Below are 18,955 nucleotides of genomic sequence, written 5' to 3'. Positions count from 1 at the left end.
CCCGCCGCATTTTCCACGTTCCGTACGCTTGCAGCGAAAAAATGCAGTGACCCCGTTGGGCTCTGAGCTGTCGTCTGAGCAAACGCAGCATCCTTGAGATTACGGCGGCGCACGCCGATGTAGACGGCCCATTGCCGACTTTCAGCCTGCCGCGTCGATGCTGCGGTCAGCCGCTTTGCGGACATTCGCTGCGAGTGCAATGTTTGGGTGCTGCGAACTTAAGTAACGCGGTACTAAGCCGACCTCGGACTATCGAACTTTGCTTACGCAGCATCACTTTGCATTTGCCGCGAGCTATACGCTGCAGCGCAGCCTAAGTCGCGGAAGCAGTCATTGTCGAAAGGTTGCAGTGGCTTCACCCGAACAGTACTTTCGCCGAATGGTGCCTGAACTTGTAAGATGCAGGCCAAAGTCCGAATTCGCTGCACCTCTCCCAAACGGCGAAAATCAGCACATGGCATTTCGTAAAGTGAAAGGCGGGCAGATTCTTTTCATGCATTGTGGGGGTAAATCCAGCAGCAAGGAGGAGCAACAGTGACAATGAATTCCGGGCAAACCACCGTCAACGCGCGTTCCCGAAGTGTTGAGTCAGGTTGAGCCTGCAACCCAACGCCTACCTTTCTACTACCCTTGATCCGCAGTGCCTTCATGCGTGTGCGGACTTTTTCAAGACATTAAATCTCGCTCAAGACTTCAGTGCAGAAGGATTGAGATTTTATTGGTATATGGAACTCTTGCAACTGTCTGGGTCGGCTTAATGCAACGGGCGCATGTGACTACAGTCAAGACTTCATGATCTCAGTTGGTCGAAACCGGTGGTTTAGGTTGGCCCGCCGTAGACCAAACGCACCGAGTGTCGCCAAGGCAGCAATAAGCATGAGCAGGCTGGAGTTTAGCGGCACGGGGCTTATGAGTGTCGAGGTGCCCGCCAGAAACTGACCCGAGGCCGACGACATCGCCACATCATCCGGCAGGAACAGGCTGGTGTAGACCGTATTGCGGTAATCGGTGCTGGTGAACGGGTCGTTCGCGCCGGCGCCTCCTGAGCTGAGGGATTCGTTAGCAGCGGCGATCAGCATCAGAGTGGTGTCATAAGCCACGCCAGGGATGTATTCGAATGTGACCAGGAGTCGGGCTTCATGGCCGGAGGCATCCTTGCGTAGAAAGGCTTCCCGGGCGGCGCCCGGAATACCGCAGTTATCGGTTTCAACATTGTTATAGACCATGGCGTTGGTTTCGCGCGTGTGGTTCACGCCGAACTGTAGTTCGTCGAATATGTTCGAACTCCCGATGCTGAAGTCGATCACGTTCTGGCTCCACTCTTCGCCGACGGTACCGTCGTTCAAAAACCGGTCGATATCGAAAACCCATGTCACCGGAATGGTCGTCGGCGCCGGACCAGCACGAAAATAGCTGAAGGTAAGGCGGTCATTCAGGAACACGCTGGCCTGGGCCGATTCCGTCAGACGGTCGGCGCCGGGACTGGCCGCAGCATGCCGCTGGAGAGGTCGCCGAAACCCTCGGTCTGCGCCCGCTGACCGCTCTGACTGACAAAGCCACCCTGCGTCTGGAAAAATCGGGTCGAGGTCTCGCGAGCTTTGCGCGTGACGTCCAAGTCTGGCGCGGTCAGGTTGACGAGGACAGCGAAGGATGCCGGGGCGGTCATGGCCAAAATTGTGACAAAGGACGTGCGCTGTTTCGAATTGTGGGCATGGTGTCATTCCTCAAGGAAATACAGTGGTGCGACTATGCCTAATTTGCCTGGTAACACCCCGCGCGCGGGCGATCCTGAAATCATTCCGAAACCTTACTGAAAGAGATCGTGGTCTCCTTTGCCACGAGTCGCGCCGGCCCACGCCGCACGATTTTGGCAGTCTCCGAACAGCGGCTAAAGACGCATAGCACGTCGGCTGAAACCTTATCCTAGGGGTCCCCTCATTGGTCGGCGCGCCATCAACCGAGATGTGCTCATCAGAGAGCGGTGGAGCCTCCTCGCGTTGCGCGAAGATCGCCGCAATTGCTTTGCTGGGTATGTCGGTGACCAGCGATCTGCCGGATCCGATCTATCGTGGCAACCGCAAGACCACCTTTCTAGGAAAAAAGCTCGGCCTTCCGGTGGAACTCCCTCTCAATTCAGCATATAGATGCACCTGCATCATATTGGGAGGCGTTTGTGAAAACCCCGTCAAAGGAAACGCAGGCTGCATGGCGCGCGCTGCTGTCCGTCAGCAAATCTCTCGTTGAAAGCATTGAGCGCGACCTGAAGGCGGCGGATCTTGCCCCGCTTGCCTGGTATGATGTTCTCCTCGAAATCGAGAAGGCCGGCAAGGATGGCATCCGGCCCTTCGAGTTACAGGAACGTCTTTTGCTGCCGCAATACGGCATGTCGCGGCTGCTCGACCGTATGGACACGGCCGGTTTGATCCAGCGCGAAACATTTGGTGACGACCGCCGCGGGCAAAGTGTTTTCCTGACGCCCGAGGGCAAGGCCATGCGTGACCGTATCTGGGTGGTTTACGCCGGGTTTCTGGCCGATCGCATTGGCGGCGTGTTGTCCGAGACAGACGCCGTCGCGCTGCGCGATCTCCTGAGAAAACTGGCGTAGAGGCATCGGGCTGGACCTATCAGCCCGGAACATGCACCTGCATTTAATTTGACTCCACGGCACGAATCAAGGCAGGTATATGTAACTGCATCTACTCACAGAATGCGTGAATAGATGCAACTACATGTTCCTGGAGGCGCCGATATGACACGACCATCAAGTACGGAATTCGCAACGTTTCTTCTGAGGATTGCCCTTGGCGTGATGTTTCTCGCCCACTGTGTCATCCTCAAGCTCTTCATCTTCACCTTGCCCGGCACCGCACAATTCTTCGTCGGCATCGGCCTGCCCGGCATCCTGGCCTACGTCGTCTTCGCCGTCGAAGCTTTGGTGGGGGTCCTGCTGGTCCTTGGTGTGCAGACCAGATGGGCTGCACTCGCAAGTTTGCCAATCCTTGTCGGCGCGACCTGGGCCAATTCGGGCAATGGTTGGATGTTTGGTTATCCTGATGGTGGTTGGGAGTATCCGGCGTATCTATCGCTCCTGGCTCTGGTTCAGGCGCTGCTCGGAGACGGGGCCTATGCCCTCAGCGGGTTAGCGAAGAGTGTGCGTATGCCGCGGGTCGGAGGCCGGTTCATATGAGCAACCTTCAACTGATGAGCCATGCGCTCTGCCCCTACGTCCAGCGGGCCGTCATTTCACTGACCGAAAAAGGCGCTCTCTTCGACCGCACCGATATTGACCTTGCGAACAAGCCGGACTGGTTCCTGCAGATCTCGCCCCTGGGCAAGACCCCGGTGCTGATCTCAGTCGGTCAGCCGATCTTCGAATCAGTGCCGATACTCGAATATCTCGAAGAGACGCAGCCACATCCGCTGCATCCCGCTTGAGCGCGCACAGCACCGGGCGTGGATAGAATTCGGATCAGCAATGCTGAACGACATCGCGGGATTCTACAACGCGCCCGATGCGGCGGCGTTTGATGCAAAGACTGCGTCGCTCTCTGCCAAAGCCGACCGGCTGGAGGGCGAACTCCGGCAGGGACCTTACTTTGCGGACGAGACCTTCAGCCTCGTCGATGCCGTACTCGGGCCGGTCTTCCGGTATTTTGACACGTTCGATGAAATCGGTGAGTTCGGCATCCTCGCGGGGCGCCCGAAGCTCGCGGCGTGGCGAGCGGCTCTGGCGGTGCGTCCCTCCGTGGCCGCGGCTGTTGGTGCCGACTACCCGGAACGGCTCATGGCATTCTTGTCCCGGCGCAAGAGCCACCTCGCCCGGAAGATCGCTGCCGGGACCGGCGAACCGTCAGGCGGGGCCACCGGACAGCCTTTGGAGGCGTGATCGCACGGACCGATTATGCGCCCGGTCTGATGTACTGTGGTTGATCACAAGTGGACACGGACATGCATAACGGCACATGGACACCGCCAAGCTTCACGGACAATTATTCTGGAAGCTGCTTTTTCGATTGAACCTGTGATAAGAGCTGGCCATCGGCCGCGCGGTCGAGGGCATTTTCCGCTCTCACTTTTCCGTGCACTCCGGTGTGGATCTTTGCCAGCGATATGCAGGTTGCGTAGTAATGTCGCACGTAGATTACGAGTTTCAGGTCGCGTAATATGATTTTGATCGTGGATGGATGGCGTATCGATGTGCCCGCCCGGAGCGCGGAGCGCCGCGATCAGAGCGTGCGGCTCTCGCCGCGCGCGATACGGTTCCTGCAGGTCGTTGCCGAGGCACCCGGAGATACGATCCCGCGCGAAACGCTCTTGGACCGGGTCTGGCCCGATGTCACGGTCAGCGATGAAAGCCTGTCGCAGGTGGTGGCGGAACTGCGGCGCAAGCTGGCAAGTAAGGATCTGATCGCCACGATCCCGCGTGGCGGATACCGGCTCACCGTGCCGATCTTGCGCGATCTTGCCAATGGAGCGGGGCCGAGCCATGGCCCGGACGGTTCTCTTCCGATCGATGCCTACGCGCTGTTTCTTGAAGCGCGCTCTTGTCTCGTGCGCGGCGATGAAGGCGCGCTGCGTACCTTCGCCGCGCTGGCAGCGCAGGCCGTCGCGCGGGCCCCGGAGGATGCTGAGATCAGAGCATTTTACGCAACAGCGTTGCTCAAACAGCATATCTATTGGTCCGAGGGGTCCACTTTGTTGGACGCGGCGCTAACTGAAGCGGAAAAAGCCGTCACAGTGAACCCGGACAATGCCGAGACGTTGCTTGCGGATGGAGCTGCGCGCATCGAGGCCGGCATGAAAGACGCCGGTCTTCGCGCGATCGCCAGGGCGCTGTCGCTGGCGCGAGGCGATGCCGGATTGCATCTGGAGGCCGCCATGCGGGTGATGGCTGCCGGTGACCGGCGGAGCGCAGCGGCATTGGCGCTCCGCGCGGCCGAGCTGGCAGCTACCGGGTTCCGCGGTGACCAGCTGGCCGCCCGCTATCTGGAACGGGATGAACCTGACCGTGCCCGCGTTCATGCGGAGCGTGCGTTGCGCACGGTGCGTACCGAGCTGGAGATCGACCCCAACGCGCTGCGCGCGCTTTATGCACTCGGTCCGCTTCTGGCACAGCTTGGTGATGCACATGCAGCACGCGCCGCGCTTGAGGCGGTGCCGCATCACAATAGCCCGCTGGAATATTACCGCGCGGTCGGATTCGCCCGTATCGGTGATGTCACTGCAGCACTGGAGCGGATTACCTTCCTATCATCGCACGGCTGGCGCGGCTATTTCAGCATCACCGCCGACGAAGGCTTCCGCGCAGCCCGGACGGATGCGCGTTTCAGGCGTCTTCACAGCGAGCTGCTGTCCGCCTGACGCGGTTTTCAGAACTGTTTCACAAGACGTTCAGGATCGCCCGGCTGACGCTTTGTAAACTGCTTCATACACCGCCCCTTGCCAAGGTCGGCGGTGTGCCAAGTAGCATTCAACAAAAGGATTTGAGATGCCATTAGCCATCAACAGCACCGCGCCCGATTTCAAGGCGCACAGCACGCACGGTATGATCTGGTTTCACAACTGGATCGGGGACGCCTGGTGCGTTCTCTTCTCGCATCCCAAGGATTTCACCCCGGTCTGCACGACGGAAATGGGTGTGATGGCGCGGATGAAGCCCGAGTTCGAGCGTCGGGGGGTGAAGATCATCGGGTTATCCCTCGACAAGGTCGAAGATCATAACCGCTGGTTGGAGGATATCCGCACCGCCACGGGACACGCCCCAAACTATCCGCTGATCGGCGATGTCGACCTGCGAGTGGCCAAACTCTATGACATGTTGCCCGCAGATGCGGATGACACCGAAGCGCGCACCGCCATGGACAACGCAACGGCGCGGACGCTCTTCGTCATCGGGCCGGACAAGAAGATCAAGCTCACGCTGTCCTATCCGATGACGACGGGGCGCGATTTTAACGAGGTCCTGCGCGCGATCGACAGCCTGCAGCTGACAGCGCGCCAGCAACTTGCGACACCGGCGAACTGGAAATACGGCGAAGAGGTGGTGATCGCTTCTTCCGTCTCAGATGAAGACGCGCGCAAACGTTTTCCGGACGGCTGGGACGCGCCGGTTCCCTACCTGCGGCTCGTTGAGATGCCAGCGTGAACGAAAGGAAAAATCAAATGAACACGACCCTCTCACGCCGTTCCATTCTGACGCTTGCACTCGGCGTTGCGGCGACCTGCATACCGAGTATCAGCTTTGCATTGTCGGACGAATATCAGAATCCGCAGCTCCTGAAAGAGCCGCAAAGCTTGTTGTCGGACATGACGATCAAGGCAATGGGCGCTGTCTTGCGCCAGAGCACCCTGATCGACCTGCGTCCTGAAGCGGAGTTTGCCGCCGGGCACATCCCCGGGGCGCGGCATCTGCCGCCTGACGCCGTCGCTGCCGAACATGGTGCGGTTGCGGGCGCGCTGCGCCCCGTGGCAGACATCGAGGCGATGCTTGGCCGGTTGGGCATCGCCCAAGGCGAGCGTGTGGTCTTCTACGATGATCGCGGCGGATTCCACGCCGCGCGGATGCTCTGGCTTCTGGAATACTTTGGCCATCGAAACGTCTCGGTTCTGAACGGCGGGTGGTCAGGCTGGCTGGAGGCGGGCGGGACGGTCACGCGCGATCTTGGACGCGTCAAACCTGCCCGCTTCGAGGCCACGGTGACGCCCCGCCGGTATGCCAGCGCGCAGGATGTGCTTGCCCACAAGGGCCAGCCCGACGCCGTGCTGATCGATGTCCGCCCTCCCAAACTTTTCGCGGCGGGCCATATTCCCTGGGCGATCAACGTGCCGTGGTCCCAGAATCTCGACGAGGGCGGCCGCTTTCGGTCGGAAGGCGAACTGGCCGCACATTTCGAGCGCCATGGTATTACGCAAAAAAGCGACGTGATCATGCATTGCCAGAACGGGCTTGCATCGTCCCACAGCTACGTCGCGTTGCGCCTGCTCGACGTGCCGCGCGTGCGGGTTTACCACCGCTCCTGGGCGGAATGGGGATCGGCGGATGACTTGCCGATCGCCACAGGCTGAACGCCATCTTCGGAAGTGTCGGCGCGGAGAACTGCTCCTCGCCGACTTATCCCCGGTCCGCCCATATCTACAGTCCTGAACGCCGAACAGTGCATGGACGGCTACAATGCGAAAGTTGCACCGCGGCGAACCGCCCCTTGTTTGCCGGAGATCCAGAAGTAAGGACACTGGGTCATGGGAAAAACGAAGAACGGAATCACAAGAGCGAATACGCGAGCAGATCGTCGGCAATATTTTAGTGTAGGTGAGCTTACAAAATGGGTCCAAAGTTGCCGCGCAATCAGCCAAGCGCCTGCGGCAGCCTAGCCAGTTGAAGCCGGTCTTCGCTGTATTTACGAATTCACACTTATTGTCGCGAGGTCCGGCGGATCGGTTCGTTTCGAGTCAACAAAGCCCGAAATCGCTGCGCGCGAACCTTCCAGCAATTACTCATCGCCTTTCGAAGCGGACTTGAGTGACGTGATCATGCCCCGGCTGCGGCGAAGCATCGTTACCACCGAGCCCAAAACAATGATCCACAGGGCAAGGTGCAGTACGGACCACCCCAGTATCTCCGGAACAAAAATGGCAAGTATCGCGGCCCCGGTCGCGACTGCCATGCGCTGTGGCTTAGCCATTGGGCCGCGAAAATCTGCATCCAATCCCTGAGCGCTGCCAAGTTCGCGAACGTAAGCGGTTCCAATCGCAGAAGCGGCGGCTGCCCATCCCAGGCCAGGATGTCCCGTTCCCAACCCAAGCCCCACCAGGATGAGGGCGTCTGCCCCTCGGTCTGGCGCCTCGTTCCAGAACGGGCCGTCAGGCGCACCTCTTCCGCCCTCAACCGCAACCATCCCGTCGAAGAGATTGCATAGCAGCCGGAACTGGCATCCAATTGCCGCGCCGACAAGGCACGCCACGTACAAGAAACCGCTGGTCGTGCCCGACAGCCAGAATGCCATCCCTGCCAGCGCCGCAAAAACCATGGAGAACTGGGAGATAAGATTGGGCGAGATGCCGCGCTCAGCCAGTGCTTTGGCAACGCGTGCGGCGAGTTTCGAATTTCGGCTGGCGATAGGGCGACGTTCAGGCATGGCGGCTCAGTGTAATTGTGTAGAGGAACGCGTAAAGCGTCGAAACGGTGAGAGGAACCGAGATCGTGGCAAGCAGTGCGGGCGTTCCGGCAAGCCTGTGGATCAATGTCAGTAAAACAAGGGAGATCAGAAAAGCCGCGAGTGGCGGCAACACTATACGCAGCCATCCTGCTGTGCGATGGAAGATGCTCTCAATCGTTCGCTTCAGAAAAAGCGTGATCGAGGCGGTTAACAGCCCCTGGACAATACCGGCAACAAGCGGAGCTGGCATCTCATGTGCGCGATTGGCAAAAAAGGCCCATCCTCCCATCAGCATAAAACCTCCGAGCCCGTGAACGGCTTTGCTTTGCAAGAGGCTCATACGGTCGACCAGAAGTAGCGCAAGACGTGAAAGAAAATCGGGGCCGAGAACACAACCGAGTCGAGCCGGTCAACAAAGCCGCCGTGCCCGGCAATGAGGTGCCCCCAATCCTTGACACCCTTGTCGCGCTTGATGGCCGACATCACCAAACCGCCAAAGAAACCCATGACTGCAATTAACAAGGACACAAGGAAGGCCTGCCAGAAAGCAAAGGGCGTCATCCACCAAAGAAACGCGCCAAGAATGCTGGCAGACAAGACACCGCCCAGAAACCCTTCCCAGGTTTTCGACGGCGACAACACTGGCGCGATCTTGTGACGCCCAAAAAGCTTGCCGAAGACGTACTGCAGAACATCCGATCCCTGGACAACCACAACCAGGAACGCGATCAGCAAGATCGACTTGCCCTCATACCCGGGGATTTGCAGAGTGAGCAGAGCCGGAACGTGACTGGCCGCAAAGACGCAGATCATCAGGCCCCATTGCGTTTCTGAGACGCGGGTCAAGAAGTTCTCTGTTTCCCCTCGGAGCGCAGAAATGATCGGTAGGAGCAAAAAAGCGTAGACGGGTATGAAGATCGAATAGAGACCGTACCAGTCGATCCAGACCAGGTAGTATTGAACAGGCAGCACAACAAAAAAGGCAGCGGCCAAGGCATAGTGATCGGCGCGGGACTTTGCAGTCAGCGTCAGGAACTCGCGCATCGCAGCAAAGGACAGTAGCCCAAACAGGATCACGGCTCCCGCCCGCCCAAAGAGCATTGCGATGGCCAATAGCGCAACCATCGCCCACCAGGCGTTGATGCGTGCAGCAAGGTTTTCGATGACGGGGTCCGTGTCGTCCGGGCTCACGCGCTTTTTCAAAATCGACGCAACAAATGATGCAAGGATCAGCACACAAAACACGCCGCCCAAAAGCAAAATGAATTCGAAAGGCGCGCTCATGCGGCGTCTCCGCAATCTTTCAGAGCAAGAAGGGCCGCATGACTTCGCTCTAGAAATGCGTCTTTGATTTCGCCTGCCTCCAGACGCAAGGCTTCGCCAAAGCGCACGGTACAGATCAACGGGATCGGGAGGATTTCGCCTTTGGGCATGACCTGATTGAGATTTTCAATCCACACCGGAACCAAGTCCACATCGGGCCTTTGCGATGCCAGATGATATAGGCCTGTCTTGAAGGGCAAAAGTGGGTCATCCCCCGTGTTTCGTGTGCCTTCCGGGAAAAGGATCAACGAGCTTCCACCGTCCAGCGCTTCAGCCATTTGGGCAATCGGGTCGTCTTCACGCGACTCTGGGTTACGATCTATCAAAACCGCATTGAACACATCGCGACCAATAAAGGTCTTTAGTTTTGATGTCAGCCAATAGTCGCTTCCCGCCACTGGCCGGGTCCGCCGACGGATGCTCGGCGGCAAGACCGCCCAGATCAAAACGAAATCACCGTTACTGGTGTGATTTGCGAAGTAGACACGTTTGGATGGGACAGGCTCAACGCCATCCCAAATTGCCCGAACGGCGGTCACAAGCCGCGCAAATAGCGCAATCACATTGGCCGATACGTTGGCAAAAACTGAGTTGGCGGTCATTCTTGGTCCTGAGGATGCTGCATGCTGAGCCAAGACTGCCAAACTTACCCGAAAAGTAAAACCTATGTGCATCAGGTTTTTAGTACCCGGCTGGCGATAACGACGGCCCATTCCTGCCGTTCGACCTTGGTCCGGAATGCTGCTGTCACAGCCCGCCTTGCGGCCATTCGCTGCGCTTGCAAAGAAGAAGGCCGTTAGAACTCAGAGTTCGCGGACCAAGCAGCCTCTCGCTGCGGCTGCTCGAATGTTTGCACTTGGACAACATGTACAAAAAGGTTGATTTTGCTAGTTAACGGGATTGCCGTTTCGTGGAAGAAGCGTCCAAACTCCGCTTCTTTGCCGGGTCGCGTCACGACCTGAAGTATGCGGATAGTGGCAGACACCGATCCCCGTCATGCGCGGCCCTTAGCGGACTCTCAACCCCTCTCTCGGATGCCGCGGTTGCAGCCCGCTTTGCTGCCATTCGCTGCGAGCGCCAAAGGTCAAAATATTAATGGATGCATCCAGACGTATCGGCTTTTAGGCTGCTTCCTTCGGGCTAGCGAGCAACAAGCAGGCTTGTTGCGCTTCGGCCCGCAGCACACAAATGATCCGGTGTCGCGTTTTCCCGCAGCAGCGCCGAGATGCCTACAATGGAATTGACGAAGTTCGAGGCGAGATCGTCTAGGCCCGAACCTTTTACGACGGCGCCATCCTCCTTGCATTCCGAAACACCTTGGTCAGACGCGAGATAAGCGTCCACGAACTATGGGTTCGAAAGGCAGCTTGGTGTACTTCGCTCGAGAAGTGAGCAACACCACCAACGGTTTACTGTGATCCACTTTCTTCGGGTGGCTTGATTACTTCTCGGAATAGATTTTGCTACTCCCCATCCTCATTTCTTTCGATCGCTTGATCGATGATGGCTCTATCGGTTGAGAGGACTTGCACGAGTATGTGTTCTTCGTTTTCCTGGGCATGGCTTCGTAGCCGCTCCAGCATCTCCCTTTGCTCGTTTTGCCCATATGACAGCCTACAGAGAGTGTCGTATTGTTCCTTCGTCATTCGCACGACAGATGGTAGGGCACTTTGATGGGGGCCGGGCGGCTTCATCTCCATTGTCATGGAATTTGAGTCCAGATCGAAGTAACCCTCTCGATCAGCCGGGAACACTGTTTGGATAAGGGCGGGCGGTATATCGTGCTTCAGCAAGCGCTCTATGGAAGCCGCATTTTCATCTCTGAGAAACGGTTGTGGATCGTCATATTCAACTTTCTCACTCCACATCAGTGCGTCCCCCATTCTCATTTCTGAGGGGTAGCCCTAAGCACTATTCGGTCGCTTGGTGTTGTAGTGTTTTCTCCACTCTTTAATCAGGATTTGGGCTTCCCTTAGCGAGTAGAAGACCTCACCGTTCAGCATTTCATCCCGAAGCCTGGCATTGAAGCTTTCGCAGTATCCAGTAATTTGGCCTCGTTGCTGCCATCGGAGCAAGTGCGGGAGGGTACACGGCGTTTGCTGGTGTTTCATCGACACTGCGGATATCCACCGCAACCGTTCAACTTAGAGGTCAAGCACCAGTTTTTCGCCTACCGCCCGGGACACGCAAATGCACATTACGTTCCCGGAGGTCCGCTGACCTGCGGAAAGGAAACTGTCGCGGTGTTCAGGCGTGCCGCTCAGAACATCCGTGACGCAGGTGCCGCAGACCCCCTGTTCACATGAGAAGGCCGCGTCGATCTCGTTGGTTTCGAGCACGTCGAGGATGGTTTCTTCTGCGCAGACGTTTAGTGTAACCCCTGTGCGCGCCAACTCGACATCGAACGGCTTTGTGGGCGCGCCCGCTAGGGCAGGTTTGGCGGCGAAGCGTTCGAGGTTGATTGCGTCTTGTGGCCAGCGCACCTGCGCGGCAGCCACAGCGCGGTCCATGAAGGGGCCGGGGCCACACATGTAGACTTTGCCGCCTGCGACGGGCCGCGCCAAAATATCCTCAAGGGCCCGACCTGTTGCCGCCCCATCAAGCCCTTCGTAGAGCGTGACCTTACCCACAAATGAGCCTTGCGTCAGACGGGCGCGAAATGCGGTGTGCTCGGGCGCACGCGAGAAATAATGCAATTCGAATGATCGGCCCAAAGCATGCAGCCGGTCGGCCATGGCAATGATGGGCGTGATCCCGATGCCAGCGGCCAGCAGCACACTGTGCGCGGCCGTCTCATCCAGCGGAAAGGTGTTGCGCGGCGCGCCGATCTCAAGCCGATCGCCCTCCTGCACGACGCGGTGCATCAGTTCGGACCCACCTCGCGACGGATCAACCTGCCGCACTGCGATCAACAGATGTCGCCGATCTGTCGGATCGCCGCAGAGTGAATACTGCCGGATGATCCCCTCGCCACAGTGCACATCGATATGCGCACCGGGCGTGTAGGCTGGCAGTCTGAAGAGCCCTTTTTTGGCCAACAGAAAGGACCGTATGCCTTCCGCTTCCTGCGTGATTTTCTTGACCTCAACGTTGATCAGCACCATCGCGGCCTACCTGTGTACCGGTTGCAGCTTGTCGAGACCTTCGCGCAGCCGTTCAAGCTCATTGTCGGCCATGAAAACCGTGGTTTCGGCGTCGGGGGAATGACCTGTCCATGACTGCCGCGCGGTAGCCTTGCAGCGCCTTTGCCCGCTCGGCACGGAGCTCTTTGCGGATGCGACCCACGTCGCCAAAGGCACGGGCGTGGCGCGGTGGGGTGTCGGTGTCGCCGCTGAGGTCAGACATGTAGGACAGGATGATGTCACCCGATGAACCGCCCCCGATGGTCACGGTCACAAGATTGGAATGCTTGCTGATCTCGGCCAGAGCTTGCTCTGCCACACATTCCGCCTCGACGGCGTAAGCGCCTGCATCTTCCAATTGACGAAAGTAACGCATCAGATCAAGCGCCTCTTGCGCGGTCTTGCCCACTGTCCGAAGGCCGCCAAACTGAGTGGCGCGCGCCGGGAACAGACCGGAATGACCCTGCACGCTGATCCCTTCGCGCGCGATGCGTTCAATGTGGCGCAGAGATCGAGGTGTGTAGACCGCATCCGCCCCCTTCACCATCGCCTCAATCGCCCCGGCCAGCGCGTGATCCTCGGTCACATGTTCGCGCATCGCCTGGGCAGCCGTGATGAAGATATGTGGGGCCGCCGCGCGGATCATCTCAACCGTGTCACACCCCACGGTCAGCGTGTCGATCTGCGCCTCAGCGGCGGCGGCGGCTTCCTCAGCGTCAAAGGCCGTCACCTGCGTCATCCGCGTGCCCGCTGCCTTGTTCTTGAGGATACAGCCCACTGTCAGATGCCGCGTGGCGGGCGCACCGCCATAAGTGTAGATACGTTTCATGTCCCGTCCTATTTCGGCGCAAAGATAAGCTTCTTGCGCGCGCGGATGCGTTTGGTGGCAGCTTCCGTCCCGTCATGGAAACTGCCGAACCAGCGGTCGAGCGGCATTTCTTCGGACCCGTAGTTGCATTCGAAATATCGGTGGTGCAGCTGATGGTGGAAAGATCCCGCCTTCATCGCTTCGGTGTCGCGGAAGATCAGCTTGTCAAAGCCCGCGTGCGAATAGAGCGCGCCGAGGCTGAGAGAATACATGTGAAAGATCACATGGATGGGGTGCGAGGGCAGCACAAAGTGGATCAGGATGCCCGAGAAATACAGGAATCCTTCAACCGGATGCATGGCCAGGCCGGACCATGGGCCGACATTCACATTCCGGTGGTGCAGCGAATGCACGTGTTTGAAGAGCAAGGGCATGTGGATCAGGCGGTGGATCCAGTAGAAATGGAACGACTGCCAGAAGCGGAGGATAAAGAAGAAGAGCACGAACCATATGGGCGACTGGCCGATGCTCTGCATCTTCGGCACCCAACCGTTCGCGGCCACGTGGAAATAGAGGAGAGTCCAGAGCGTCCAGAACACGACCGATGAGGCCAGGCTCCAGAAGATGTTATCCCAGACCTGACAACCAAAGGTGAAACGGCTGGATTTCTCCATCGGTCGTATATCGAATTTCAGCCGCGTCTGCTGACCGGAAAAGACATAGAGGTAGAGATGCAGCGCGGTCCCCAAAAGGATTGCCGAACCGAAGTTGATCGCGGCAATCTGCAGCATCCAGCTCGCGTCCAGCGTTTGCATCGCCGACATGGCGGGCAGCAAAAAGGCCACCGTAATCACTGCCAGAAGGATGTGGCTCAGCGGTGGGGCCAGTTTAAACCAGGTTCCGATCAGCCAGGTCAGAGCCGCCTTGGGCCGCGGCGGAATGTCAAAGACCGGCGACATGGCGATGGGCAGCTTTGGGTGAAAATTCCATGCACGGTTTGCGCCTGCGGGCACCTCAATGTCTGTGTTCGTGTCGCTCTTGGCCATCTGCAACTCTCCTCGCGCCGCTGCTTCAGACTGAGACGATGACGTAGTGTTTGCGGATGTAGGTCTCGACGTGCCAGACCGGCTGCAGCCCGTTGTCCATGACAAAGGCATCACCCGCTCTGACGGTGCGCGACGCGCCATCCGCTGTCTCGATCCGCGCTTCGCCTTCAAGGATGTGACAGAACTCGATCTGATCGTTCATGGGCCCGCGAAAGACGCCCGCTGTGCTGTCCCACATGCCGGATTTGAAGGTGCCATTGGCCCCCACAAAGTGGCTCCAGACGTTTTGCTCCGGGGTGCCGTCGATGATGTCGTCCCGGAACTCCTTTTTGAAAGGCTCCGTATCGAGCTCGGCAAAGTTGACGAGTTGCATATCAGGTCTCTTTCTTGGAGGCGGCGGGGGTCATGCGGTCCCAGACCACACTGGCGCGGTCCTTCAGGGACATGGACGGAGCCATCAGGGGCACCATCCGTCGGGACACCTCGTGAAACGGAATGGGTTTGATCATGGACACCGGGAAGGGCAAATCATCGTTGTGCCCGCCCAAAACCTTGCGCGCGAGACTGCGGCCCATGACAGAGGTCATGGCAATGCCGCGCCCGCTGAACCCCACACCTGCCAGCACACCGGCGGCGGGTTCATGCATGCGGGGCATCATGTCCTGCGTCACACCAATACGGCCCGCCCAGGTGCATTCAATGGCAATGCCCTTGAGTTGCGGAAACACCGTATGCAACCCGTTCAAGAGACGCCCGACGCCGCCCAGCGTGCGCGCGCTGTTATTGCTGCCGACGCAGCCAAAGATCAGCCGGTTGCCTGCATCATAGCGCGCATAAAAGATCGCCAGCCGTGTGTCGGAGATCGTCTTACGCCCCGGCAAAGCACTGGCCTGCTGCTCTGGCGTTAATGGGGCCGTGGCGAGCGAGATCGAATACATCGGCAGCATCGTCTGGCGCAGACCCGGCCAGAGATCATCGGTATAGGCATTGGTGGTCAGGATCACCTGATCGGCGGTCACAATGCCCTGCGGTGTCTCGATCTGCCACTTTTGGCCGTGCTGCGTGATCTTCTGCGCTGGGGCCTGTTCAAAAAGCCGCGCACCTGCGGCCTTTGCGGCCTTGGCGTAACCCCGCGTCAGCGCCATCGGTTGCACAAAGCCGCCTCTGCCATGGTGCAATGCGAAATCATAGGCGTCAGAGCCCACAGCCTGATGCGTCTCGGCTGTCGACATCACGCGGATATCCGCCCCGACCTCGGCCCAGGCGGCGTGCAGGTGCCGCAAGTCGTCCGCTGCACTGCGGGTGTGGGCCGCTTGTATCCAGCCGTTCTGCTCCGCTTCACAATCGACGTTGTAACGCCGGATATCATCAAAAAGGTCGTCCGCCGCTGTCAGCGTTGTCCTGATCAGCCGCTCGGCCTGCGCTGCGCCAAACTTCTTGCGCAGATCATCCGGCGTTGCCCTCCAGATTGGATTGCACTGCCCGCCGCTGCGCCCGGAAGACCCGAAGCCGATCTTCTCCGCATCCAGCACCACCGTATCCACGCCTGCCTCCGCCAGCGTGATCGCGGTACGCAGGCCGGTCAGCCCCGCCCCGACGATCACCACATCGGCCGTCAGATCACCTTGCACTTTGTGACAGGTTGGAGGCGGCGGCGCGGTACGGTGCCAATGGATGTCTTCGGGTATCACATGCAGGTCCTTGGATAACAGACTCAGCGCGAGACCGCGCCCTTCATGTGATTGTAATACAAAATTCTAGTTCCACAATACACAACTTTTTCCAAAGATGCGTGGCGGAGTATGTCCTGCCCTTACCCGGTGAGTTGACCGAACCGGGCAGATACCTCGTTGGTCTTGTTCAGCAAGATCGGCGCGCAGGCCAGCAAATCGTCCAGCGAAGAGACGCGCAGGGGAATCCAGAGGCTGATTGCCGCCAGGATCCGGCCATCGTGATCAAAGATCGGGGCGGCGATGCCGACAACCTGATAGAACTCCTCCCGATCTGAAACTGCGAACCCCTTCGACCGGATATCCTCAAGAACTGCCTCGATATCCCGCCTTTTTGTCAGGGTCGTCTCGGTGAACTTCTCCAACTCGGCCACTTTAAAATAGGCGTCCCGCTCCTCTTTGGTCATATGCGCAAGGAACACCTTGCCCACGGCAGTGTTGTGCAGCTCCGATTGCCCACCCTCTTTGACGGCCAGCCGATAGGGATGCGGAATATTGGTGCGGATGAAGGTCACGGTATGTTCGATGCGCACCCCAAGGGCGACGTTCATGCCGGTCTCCGTCGCGAGATCACGCAGATCCTGATCCTTGACGAGGCTCAGATCCATCTTTTCCCAAGCCGCACGTGCCCAGCTGATCAGAAGCGGCCCGGTGGAATAAGTACGGTCGCGTTCGTCATATTCGACCAGCTCCTGACCCATCAGAATGGACAGGATGCGGTGCGTAGAGCTTTTGTTGAACCCGGTCGCCTGTGCGATTTCCGTCTGGGACAGCCGCCCTTTGTGATTGGCCAACAGATTGATCACCGTGACGCTTTTCTGAACGATCGAGCTTTGGACCTCGCGCGACATTCCTATGATCTCCTCATCCGCTCACCGGCTCTATGTGACAGACTTTTCAACTGCGCAGCAACCGCAATGTTGACAGTCGTCCAGTCGGCAAATATCTCGCATTATGAAATCATAGTTTTGTATTTCGGGATTCTGGAATGCAAACAAAGCGGGAGGACGAAACAAATGAAGAAGCTGATCAACAAACCGGAAAACTACGTGGACGAGGTGCTAGCGGGCATGCAGGCAGCACACCCCGAGACCTATCAGGTCGGCGGGGCCACGGGGCGCATGCTGCACCGGCCCAAGCCGGTTGCTGGCAAGGTCGGCGTGGTGTCGGGGGGTGGCTTTGGCCATATCCCCGTCTTTGTGGGCTATGTTGGCGACGGTCTCCTGGATGCCTGCGCCGTAGGCGATGTCTTCGCCTCGCCCGATATGAATCCGATGCTGGACTCGATCCAATTCGCCGATCAGGGCAAGGGTGTGCTCTGCGTCGTGGGTAATTATGGCGGCGATCGGATGAATTTCGACATGGCTTGTGAAATGGCCGAGATGGACGACATCGTCGCGCGCAAGGTGATCGTGTCTGACGACGTGGCCGCGGCGGGCCGGGAAGAGGCCGAAAAACGGCGCGGTGTGGCAGGATTTGTCTTTGTCACCAAGGTCGCTGGGGCAGCCGCAGCGGCCGGTCAGTCGCTTGATGAGGTCGAAACCGTCACCCAGCGTGCGGCGGATAACGTGCGCTCCGTCGGCGTTGCGCTGTCGTCCTGCACGGTGCCCCAGGCGGGCCAGCCCACATTTGACATCGCAGATGACGAGATGGAGATCGGCATGGGTATCCACGGCGAGCCCGGCGTGCGCCGTGGCAAGCTGCGCCCGGTCGATGAGGTCACCGACGAGATGGTCGACATGCTGCTTGCCGACAAGCCGGTCAGCAATGGCAGCCGGATCGCCCTGCTGGTCAACGGTCTGGGGGCCACACCAGTGGAAGAGCTTTATCTGGTGTTTCGTCAGGCAAAGGCCCGCCTCGAAGCCGCTGGTGCCGTGATCGCGCAGTACATGGTCGGCAACTATGCCACATCAATGGAAATGGCCGGGGCCTCCCTCACCGTTCTGCATCTGGACGATGACCTTGAAGCGCTGGTGAAAGCCTCGGCAAACTGCCCCTTCTGGAAGGTATGACCATGCGCTTTAGCAAAGAAACTCTCAAAATGGCGATTGAGCGCATAGCGGATCGCATCGACCCTATTGGCGCGGAAATGAACCGCCTCGACGGACAGTTGGGCGATGGCGATCTGGGCGTGACGCTGGTCAACGGGTTCAACAACCTTAAGGGCATCAAGGACGATCTGCCGGATGATCTGGGCCGTGCGTTCTTTGCCATGGCCAAGGCGGTGACGGCAGTATCCGGTTCAAGCTTCGGCACATTGCTGGCCACGGCACTGATGGCGGCGGGCAAACAGGTCAAGGACAAAGAGGAGGTTGAATGGTCCGAGGTACGTGCGCTGTTACAAGCCGCACAGGAGGCCATGATCGCACGCGGCGGCGCCAACCTTGGCGACAAGACCATGCTGGACATGATGGACAGCCTGATCAGCACACTGAGCGGCAAGCAGACCCCGGAGGAGATGCTGGCAGCGGCGCAGAGTGCCGCTGCGCAAACGCTCAAAACCTTCCGCGACCAGCCCAACAAAATCGGACGCGCGCGGGTTTACGCAGAGAAATCCATCGGATTGGACGACCCAGGCATGATGGCCATCGCCCGCATGATTGATTGCTTTGACTAAGAAAAAAGGCCGCGCATAACGCGCGGCCAGTTTGATCCAAAGCCCCATCTGGGACTTCGGGGAGATCTATTTTTCGTCACCCTTTTCCCTTCCATGGGACGAGGAGGCGCTCGGCCCATCGCATGAGCATGTCGATGCCGAAGCCGATCACGC

22 protein-coding genes and 1 pseudogene are annotated in these 18,955 nt (G+C 58.7%); 9 read left to right on the top strand and 14 right to left on the bottom strand.

What is annotated here, in order from left to right; translation table 11 throughout:
- Positions 1-782: 782 nt before the first annotated feature.
- Both Q1A07_RS13160 and Q1A07_RS13155 read right to left on the bottom strand, forming a co-directional pair.
- Positions 783-1,442, bottom strand: coding sequence for a hypothetical protein (locus tag Q1A07_RS13160; protein WP_299782046.1), 660 nt, complete (start codon positions 1,440-1,442; stop codon positions 783-785).
- 20 nt (positions 1,443-1,462) lie between these two features.
- Complete coding sequence (locus Q1A07_RS13155) at positions 1,463-1,666, bottom strand: hypothetical protein (RefSeq protein ID WP_299782044.1); 204 nt, start codon at positions 1,664-1,666, stop codon at positions 1,463-1,465.
- Between the two features lie 507 nt (positions 1,667-2,173).
- Here Q1A07_RS13155 and Q1A07_RS13150 point away from each other — a divergent pair.
- The 7 genes from Q1A07_RS13150 (at position 2,174) to Q1A07_RS13120 (ending at position 7,065) form a co-directional block, all read left to right on the top strand.
- Positions 2,174-2,605, top strand: a complete 432-nt coding sequence (locus tag Q1A07_RS13150; RefSeq protein ID WP_299782041.1) for a MarR family winged helix-turn-helix transcriptional regulator — start codon at positions 2,174-2,176, stop codon at positions 2,603-2,605.
- A 144-nt stretch (positions 2,606-2,749) separates the two neighbouring features.
- Complete coding sequence (locus Q1A07_RS13145; protein WP_299782039.1) at positions 2,750-3,187, top strand: DoxX family protein; 438 nt, start codon at positions 2,750-2,752, stop codon at positions 3,185-3,187.
- On the top strand, positions 3,184-3,435 hold the full coding sequence (locus Q1A07_RS13140; protein WP_299782037.1) for a glutathione S-transferase family protein: 252 nt from the start codon (positions 3,184-3,186) through the stop codon (positions 3,433-3,435). Before Q1A07_RS13145 ends, Q1A07_RS13140 begins: the two co-directional genes overlap by 4 nt.
- A gap of 40 nt (positions 3,436-3,475) precedes the next feature.
- Entirely contained in the window at positions 3,476-3,886 is a 411-nt protein-coding gene (locus tag Q1A07_RS13135; RefSeq protein ID WP_299782035.1) for a glutathione S-transferase family protein, read from the top strand.
- A gap of 278 nt (positions 3,887-4,164) precedes the next feature.
- On the top strand, positions 4,165-5,361 hold the full coding sequence (locus Q1A07_RS13130) for a winged helix-turn-helix domain-containing protein (RefSeq protein WP_299782033.1): 1,197 nt from the start codon (positions 4,165-4,167) through the stop codon (positions 5,359-5,361).
- Between the two features lie 127 nt (positions 5,362-5,488).
- The gene (locus Q1A07_RS13125; RefSeq protein WP_299782031.1) at positions 5,489-6,145 is read left to right on the top strand and encodes a peroxiredoxin; all 657 of its coding nucleotides are present in this window, start codon (positions 5,489-5,491) and stop codon (positions 6,143-6,145) included.
- Between the two features lie 17 nt (positions 6,146-6,162).
- Entirely contained in the window at positions 6,163-7,065 is a 903-nt protein-coding gene (locus tag Q1A07_RS13120; RefSeq protein ID WP_299782029.1) for a sulfurtransferase, read from the top strand.
- Positions 7,066-7,490: 425 nt separating this feature from the next.
- Here Q1A07_RS13120 and Q1A07_RS13115 read toward each other — a convergent pair whose 3' ends face one another.
- The 12 genes and pseudogenes from Q1A07_RS13115 to Q1A07_RS13060 all read right to left on the bottom strand — a co-directional run bounded on the left by Q1A07_RS13115 (position 7,491) and on the right by Q1A07_RS13060 (position 17,036).
- Entirely contained in the window at positions 7,491-8,135 is a 645-nt protein-coding gene (locus tag Q1A07_RS13115) for a CDP-alcohol phosphatidyltransferase family protein (protein WP_299782027.1), read from the bottom strand.
- Positions 8,128-8,496 (bottom strand): hypothetical protein, encoded by a 369-nt coding sequence (locus Q1A07_RS13110; protein WP_299782024.1) that lies wholly within the window; start codon positions 8,494-8,496, stop codon positions 8,128-8,130. The genes Q1A07_RS13115 and Q1A07_RS13110 overlap by 8 nt, the downstream gene beginning before the upstream one ends.
- On the bottom strand, positions 8,493-9,440 hold the full coding sequence (locus Q1A07_RS13105; protein ID WP_299782022.1) for a phosphatidate cytidylyltransferase: 948 nt from the start codon (positions 9,438-9,440) through the stop codon (positions 8,493-8,495). Before Q1A07_RS13105 ends, Q1A07_RS13110 begins: the two co-directional genes overlap by 4 nt.
- Complete coding sequence (locus tag Q1A07_RS13100) at positions 9,437-10,081, bottom strand: 1-acyl-sn-glycerol-3-phosphate acyltransferase (RefSeq protein ID WP_299782020.1); 645 nt, start codon at positions 10,079-10,081, stop codon at positions 9,437-9,439. The genes Q1A07_RS13105 and Q1A07_RS13100 overlap by 4 nt, the downstream gene beginning before the upstream one ends.
- A gap of 861 nt (positions 10,082-10,942) precedes the next feature.
- Positions 10,943-11,362: a hypothetical protein gene (locus Q1A07_RS13095; RefSeq protein ID WP_299782018.1), complete on the bottom strand. Its 420-nt coding sequence runs from the start codon at positions 11,360-11,362 to the stop codon at positions 10,943-10,945.
- A gap of 24 nt (positions 11,363-11,386) precedes the next feature.
- Positions 11,387-11,521 (bottom strand): annotated as a pseudogene (locus tag Q1A07_RS13090) (transposase); the annotation flags it as partial.
- A 102-nt stretch (positions 11,522-11,623) separates the two neighbouring features.
- A complete protein-coding gene (locus Q1A07_RS13085) occupies positions 11,624-12,583 on the bottom strand; it encodes a PDR/VanB family oxidoreductase (protein WP_299782016.1) in 960 nt (319 codons plus the stop codon).
- Positions 12,584-12,641: 58 nt separating this feature from the next.
- Positions 12,642-13,430 (bottom strand): 3-methyl-2-oxobutanoate hydroxymethyltransferase, encoded by a 789-nt coding sequence (locus tag Q1A07_RS13080; protein ID WP_299782014.1) that lies wholly within the window; start codon positions 13,428-13,430, stop codon positions 12,642-12,644.
- Between the two features lie 8 nt (positions 13,431-13,438).
- Positions 13,439-14,455, bottom strand: coding sequence for a sterol desaturase family protein (locus Q1A07_RS13075; RefSeq protein WP_299782012.1), 1,017 nt, complete (start codon positions 14,453-14,455; stop codon positions 13,439-13,441).
- Between the two features lie 25 nt (positions 14,456-14,480).
- On the bottom strand, positions 14,481-14,828 hold the full coding sequence (locus Q1A07_RS13070; RefSeq protein ID WP_299782010.1) for a cupin domain-containing protein: 348 nt from the start codon (positions 14,826-14,828) through the stop codon (positions 14,481-14,483).
- Position 14,829: 1 nt separating this feature from the next.
- Positions 14,830-16,146, bottom strand: a complete 1,317-nt coding sequence (locus tag Q1A07_RS13065; protein WP_299782007.1) for an FAD-binding oxidoreductase — start codon at positions 16,144-16,146, stop codon at positions 14,830-14,832.
- 122 nt (positions 16,147-16,268) lie between these two features.
- Positions 16,269-17,036, bottom strand: coding sequence for an IclR family transcriptional regulator (locus Q1A07_RS13060; protein ID WP_299782005.1), 768 nt, complete (start codon positions 17,034-17,036; stop codon positions 16,269-16,271).
- Between the two features lie 165 nt (positions 17,037-17,201).
- Here Q1A07_RS13060 and Q1A07_RS13055 point away from each other — a divergent pair, with 165 nt between their 5' ends.
- Entirely contained in the window at positions 17,202-18,197 is a 996-nt protein-coding gene (locus Q1A07_RS13055; protein WP_299782003.1) for a dihydroxyacetone kinase subunit DhaK, read from the top strand.
- Positions 18,198-18,199: 2 nt separating this feature from the next.
- On the top strand, positions 18,200-18,802 hold the full coding sequence (locus tag Q1A07_RS13050) for a dihydroxyacetone kinase subunit L (protein ID WP_299782002.1): 603 nt from the start codon (positions 18,200-18,202) through the stop codon (positions 18,800-18,802).
- Positions 18,803-18,955: the final 153 nt, after the last annotated feature.

This window comes from uncultured Roseobacter sp. (genome assembly GCF_947492555.1).
Classification (GTDB): Bacteria; Pseudomonadota; Alphaproteobacteria; order Rhodobacterales; family Rhodobacteraceae; genus Roseobacter.
The sequence above is the reverse complement of the archived record's forward strand: the minus strand, read 5'-3'. Positions and strand labels throughout refer to the sequence as shown.

What these genes read in the sequence shown, in the direction of transcription:
- Q1A07_RS13155 (WP_299782044.1), bottom strand. Translation starts at nt 1,666, where the DNA reads ATGACCGCCCCGGCATCCTTCGCTGTCCTCGTCAACCTGACCGCGCCA.
- Q1A07_RS13145 (WP_299782039.1), top strand. Translation starts at nt 2,750, where the DNA reads ATGACACGACCATCAAGTACGGAATTCGCAACGTTTCTTCTGAGGATT.
- Q1A07_RS13140 (WP_299782037.1), top strand. Translation starts at nt 3,184, where the DNA reads ATGAGCAACCTTCAACTGATGAGCCATGCGCTCTGCCCCTACGTCCAG.
- Q1A07_RS13135 (WP_299782035.1), top strand. Translation starts at nt 3,476, where the DNA reads ATGCTGAACGACATCGCGGGATTCTACAACGCGCCCGATGCGGCGGCG.
- Q1A07_RS13130 (WP_299782033.1), top strand. Translation starts at nt 4,165, where the DNA reads ATGATTTTGATCGTGGATGGATGGCGTATCGATGTGCCCGCCCGGAGC.
- Q1A07_RS13125 (WP_299782031.1), top strand. Translation starts at nt 5,489, where the DNA reads ATGCCATTAGCCATCAACAGCACCGCGCCCGATTTCAAGGCGCACAGC.
- Q1A07_RS13120 (WP_299782029.1), top strand. Translation starts at nt 6,163, where the DNA reads ATGAACACGACCCTCTCACGCCGTTCCATTCTGACGCTTGCACTCGGC.
- Q1A07_RS13115 (WP_299782027.1), bottom strand. Translation starts at nt 8,135, where the DNA reads ATGCCTGAACGTCGCCCTATCGCCAGCCGAAATTCGAAACTCGCCGCA.
- Q1A07_RS13110 (WP_299782024.1), bottom strand. Translation starts at nt 8,496, where the DNA reads ATGAGCCTCTTGCAAAGCAAAGCCGTTCACGGGCTCGGAGGTTTTATG.
- Q1A07_RS13105 (WP_299782022.1), bottom strand. Translation starts at nt 9,440, where the DNA reads ATGAGCGCGCCTTTCGAATTCATTTTGCTTTTGGGCGGCGTGTTTTGT.
- Q1A07_RS13100 (WP_299782020.1), bottom strand. Translation starts at nt 10,081, where the DNA reads ATGACCGCCAACTCAGTTTTTGCCAACGTATCGGCCAATGTGATTGCG.
- Q1A07_RS13095 (WP_299782018.1), bottom strand. Translation starts at nt 11,362, where the DNA reads ATGGGGGACGCACTGATGTGGAGTGAGAAAGTTGAATATGACGATCCA.
- Q1A07_RS13085 (WP_299782016.1), bottom strand. Translation starts at nt 12,583, where the DNA reads ATGGTGCTGATCAACGTTGAGGTCAAGAAAATCACGCAGGAAGCGGAA.
- Q1A07_RS13080 (WP_299782014.1), bottom strand. Translation starts at nt 13,430, where the DNA reads ATGAAACGTATCTACACTTATGGCGGTGCGCCCGCCACGCGGCATCTG.
- Q1A07_RS13075 (WP_299782012.1), bottom strand. Translation starts at nt 14,455, where the DNA reads ATGGCCAAGAGCGACACGAACACAGACATTGAGGTGCCCGCAGGCGCA.
- Q1A07_RS13070 (WP_299782010.1), bottom strand. Translation starts at nt 14,828, where the DNA reads ATGCAACTCGTCAACTTTGCCGAGCTCGATACGGAGCCTTTCAAAAAG.
- Q1A07_RS13060 (WP_299782005.1), bottom strand. Translation starts at nt 17,036, where the DNA reads ATGTCGCGCGAGGTCCAAAGCTCGATCGTTCAGAAAAGCGTCACGGTG.
- Q1A07_RS13055 (WP_299782003.1), top strand. Translation starts at nt 17,202, where the DNA reads ATGAAGAAGCTGATCAACAAACCGGAAAACTACGTGGACGAGGTGCTA.
- Q1A07_RS13050 (WP_299782002.1), top strand. Translation starts at nt 18,200, where the DNA reads ATGCGCTTTAGCAAAGAAACTCTCAAAATGGCGATTGAGCGCATAGCG.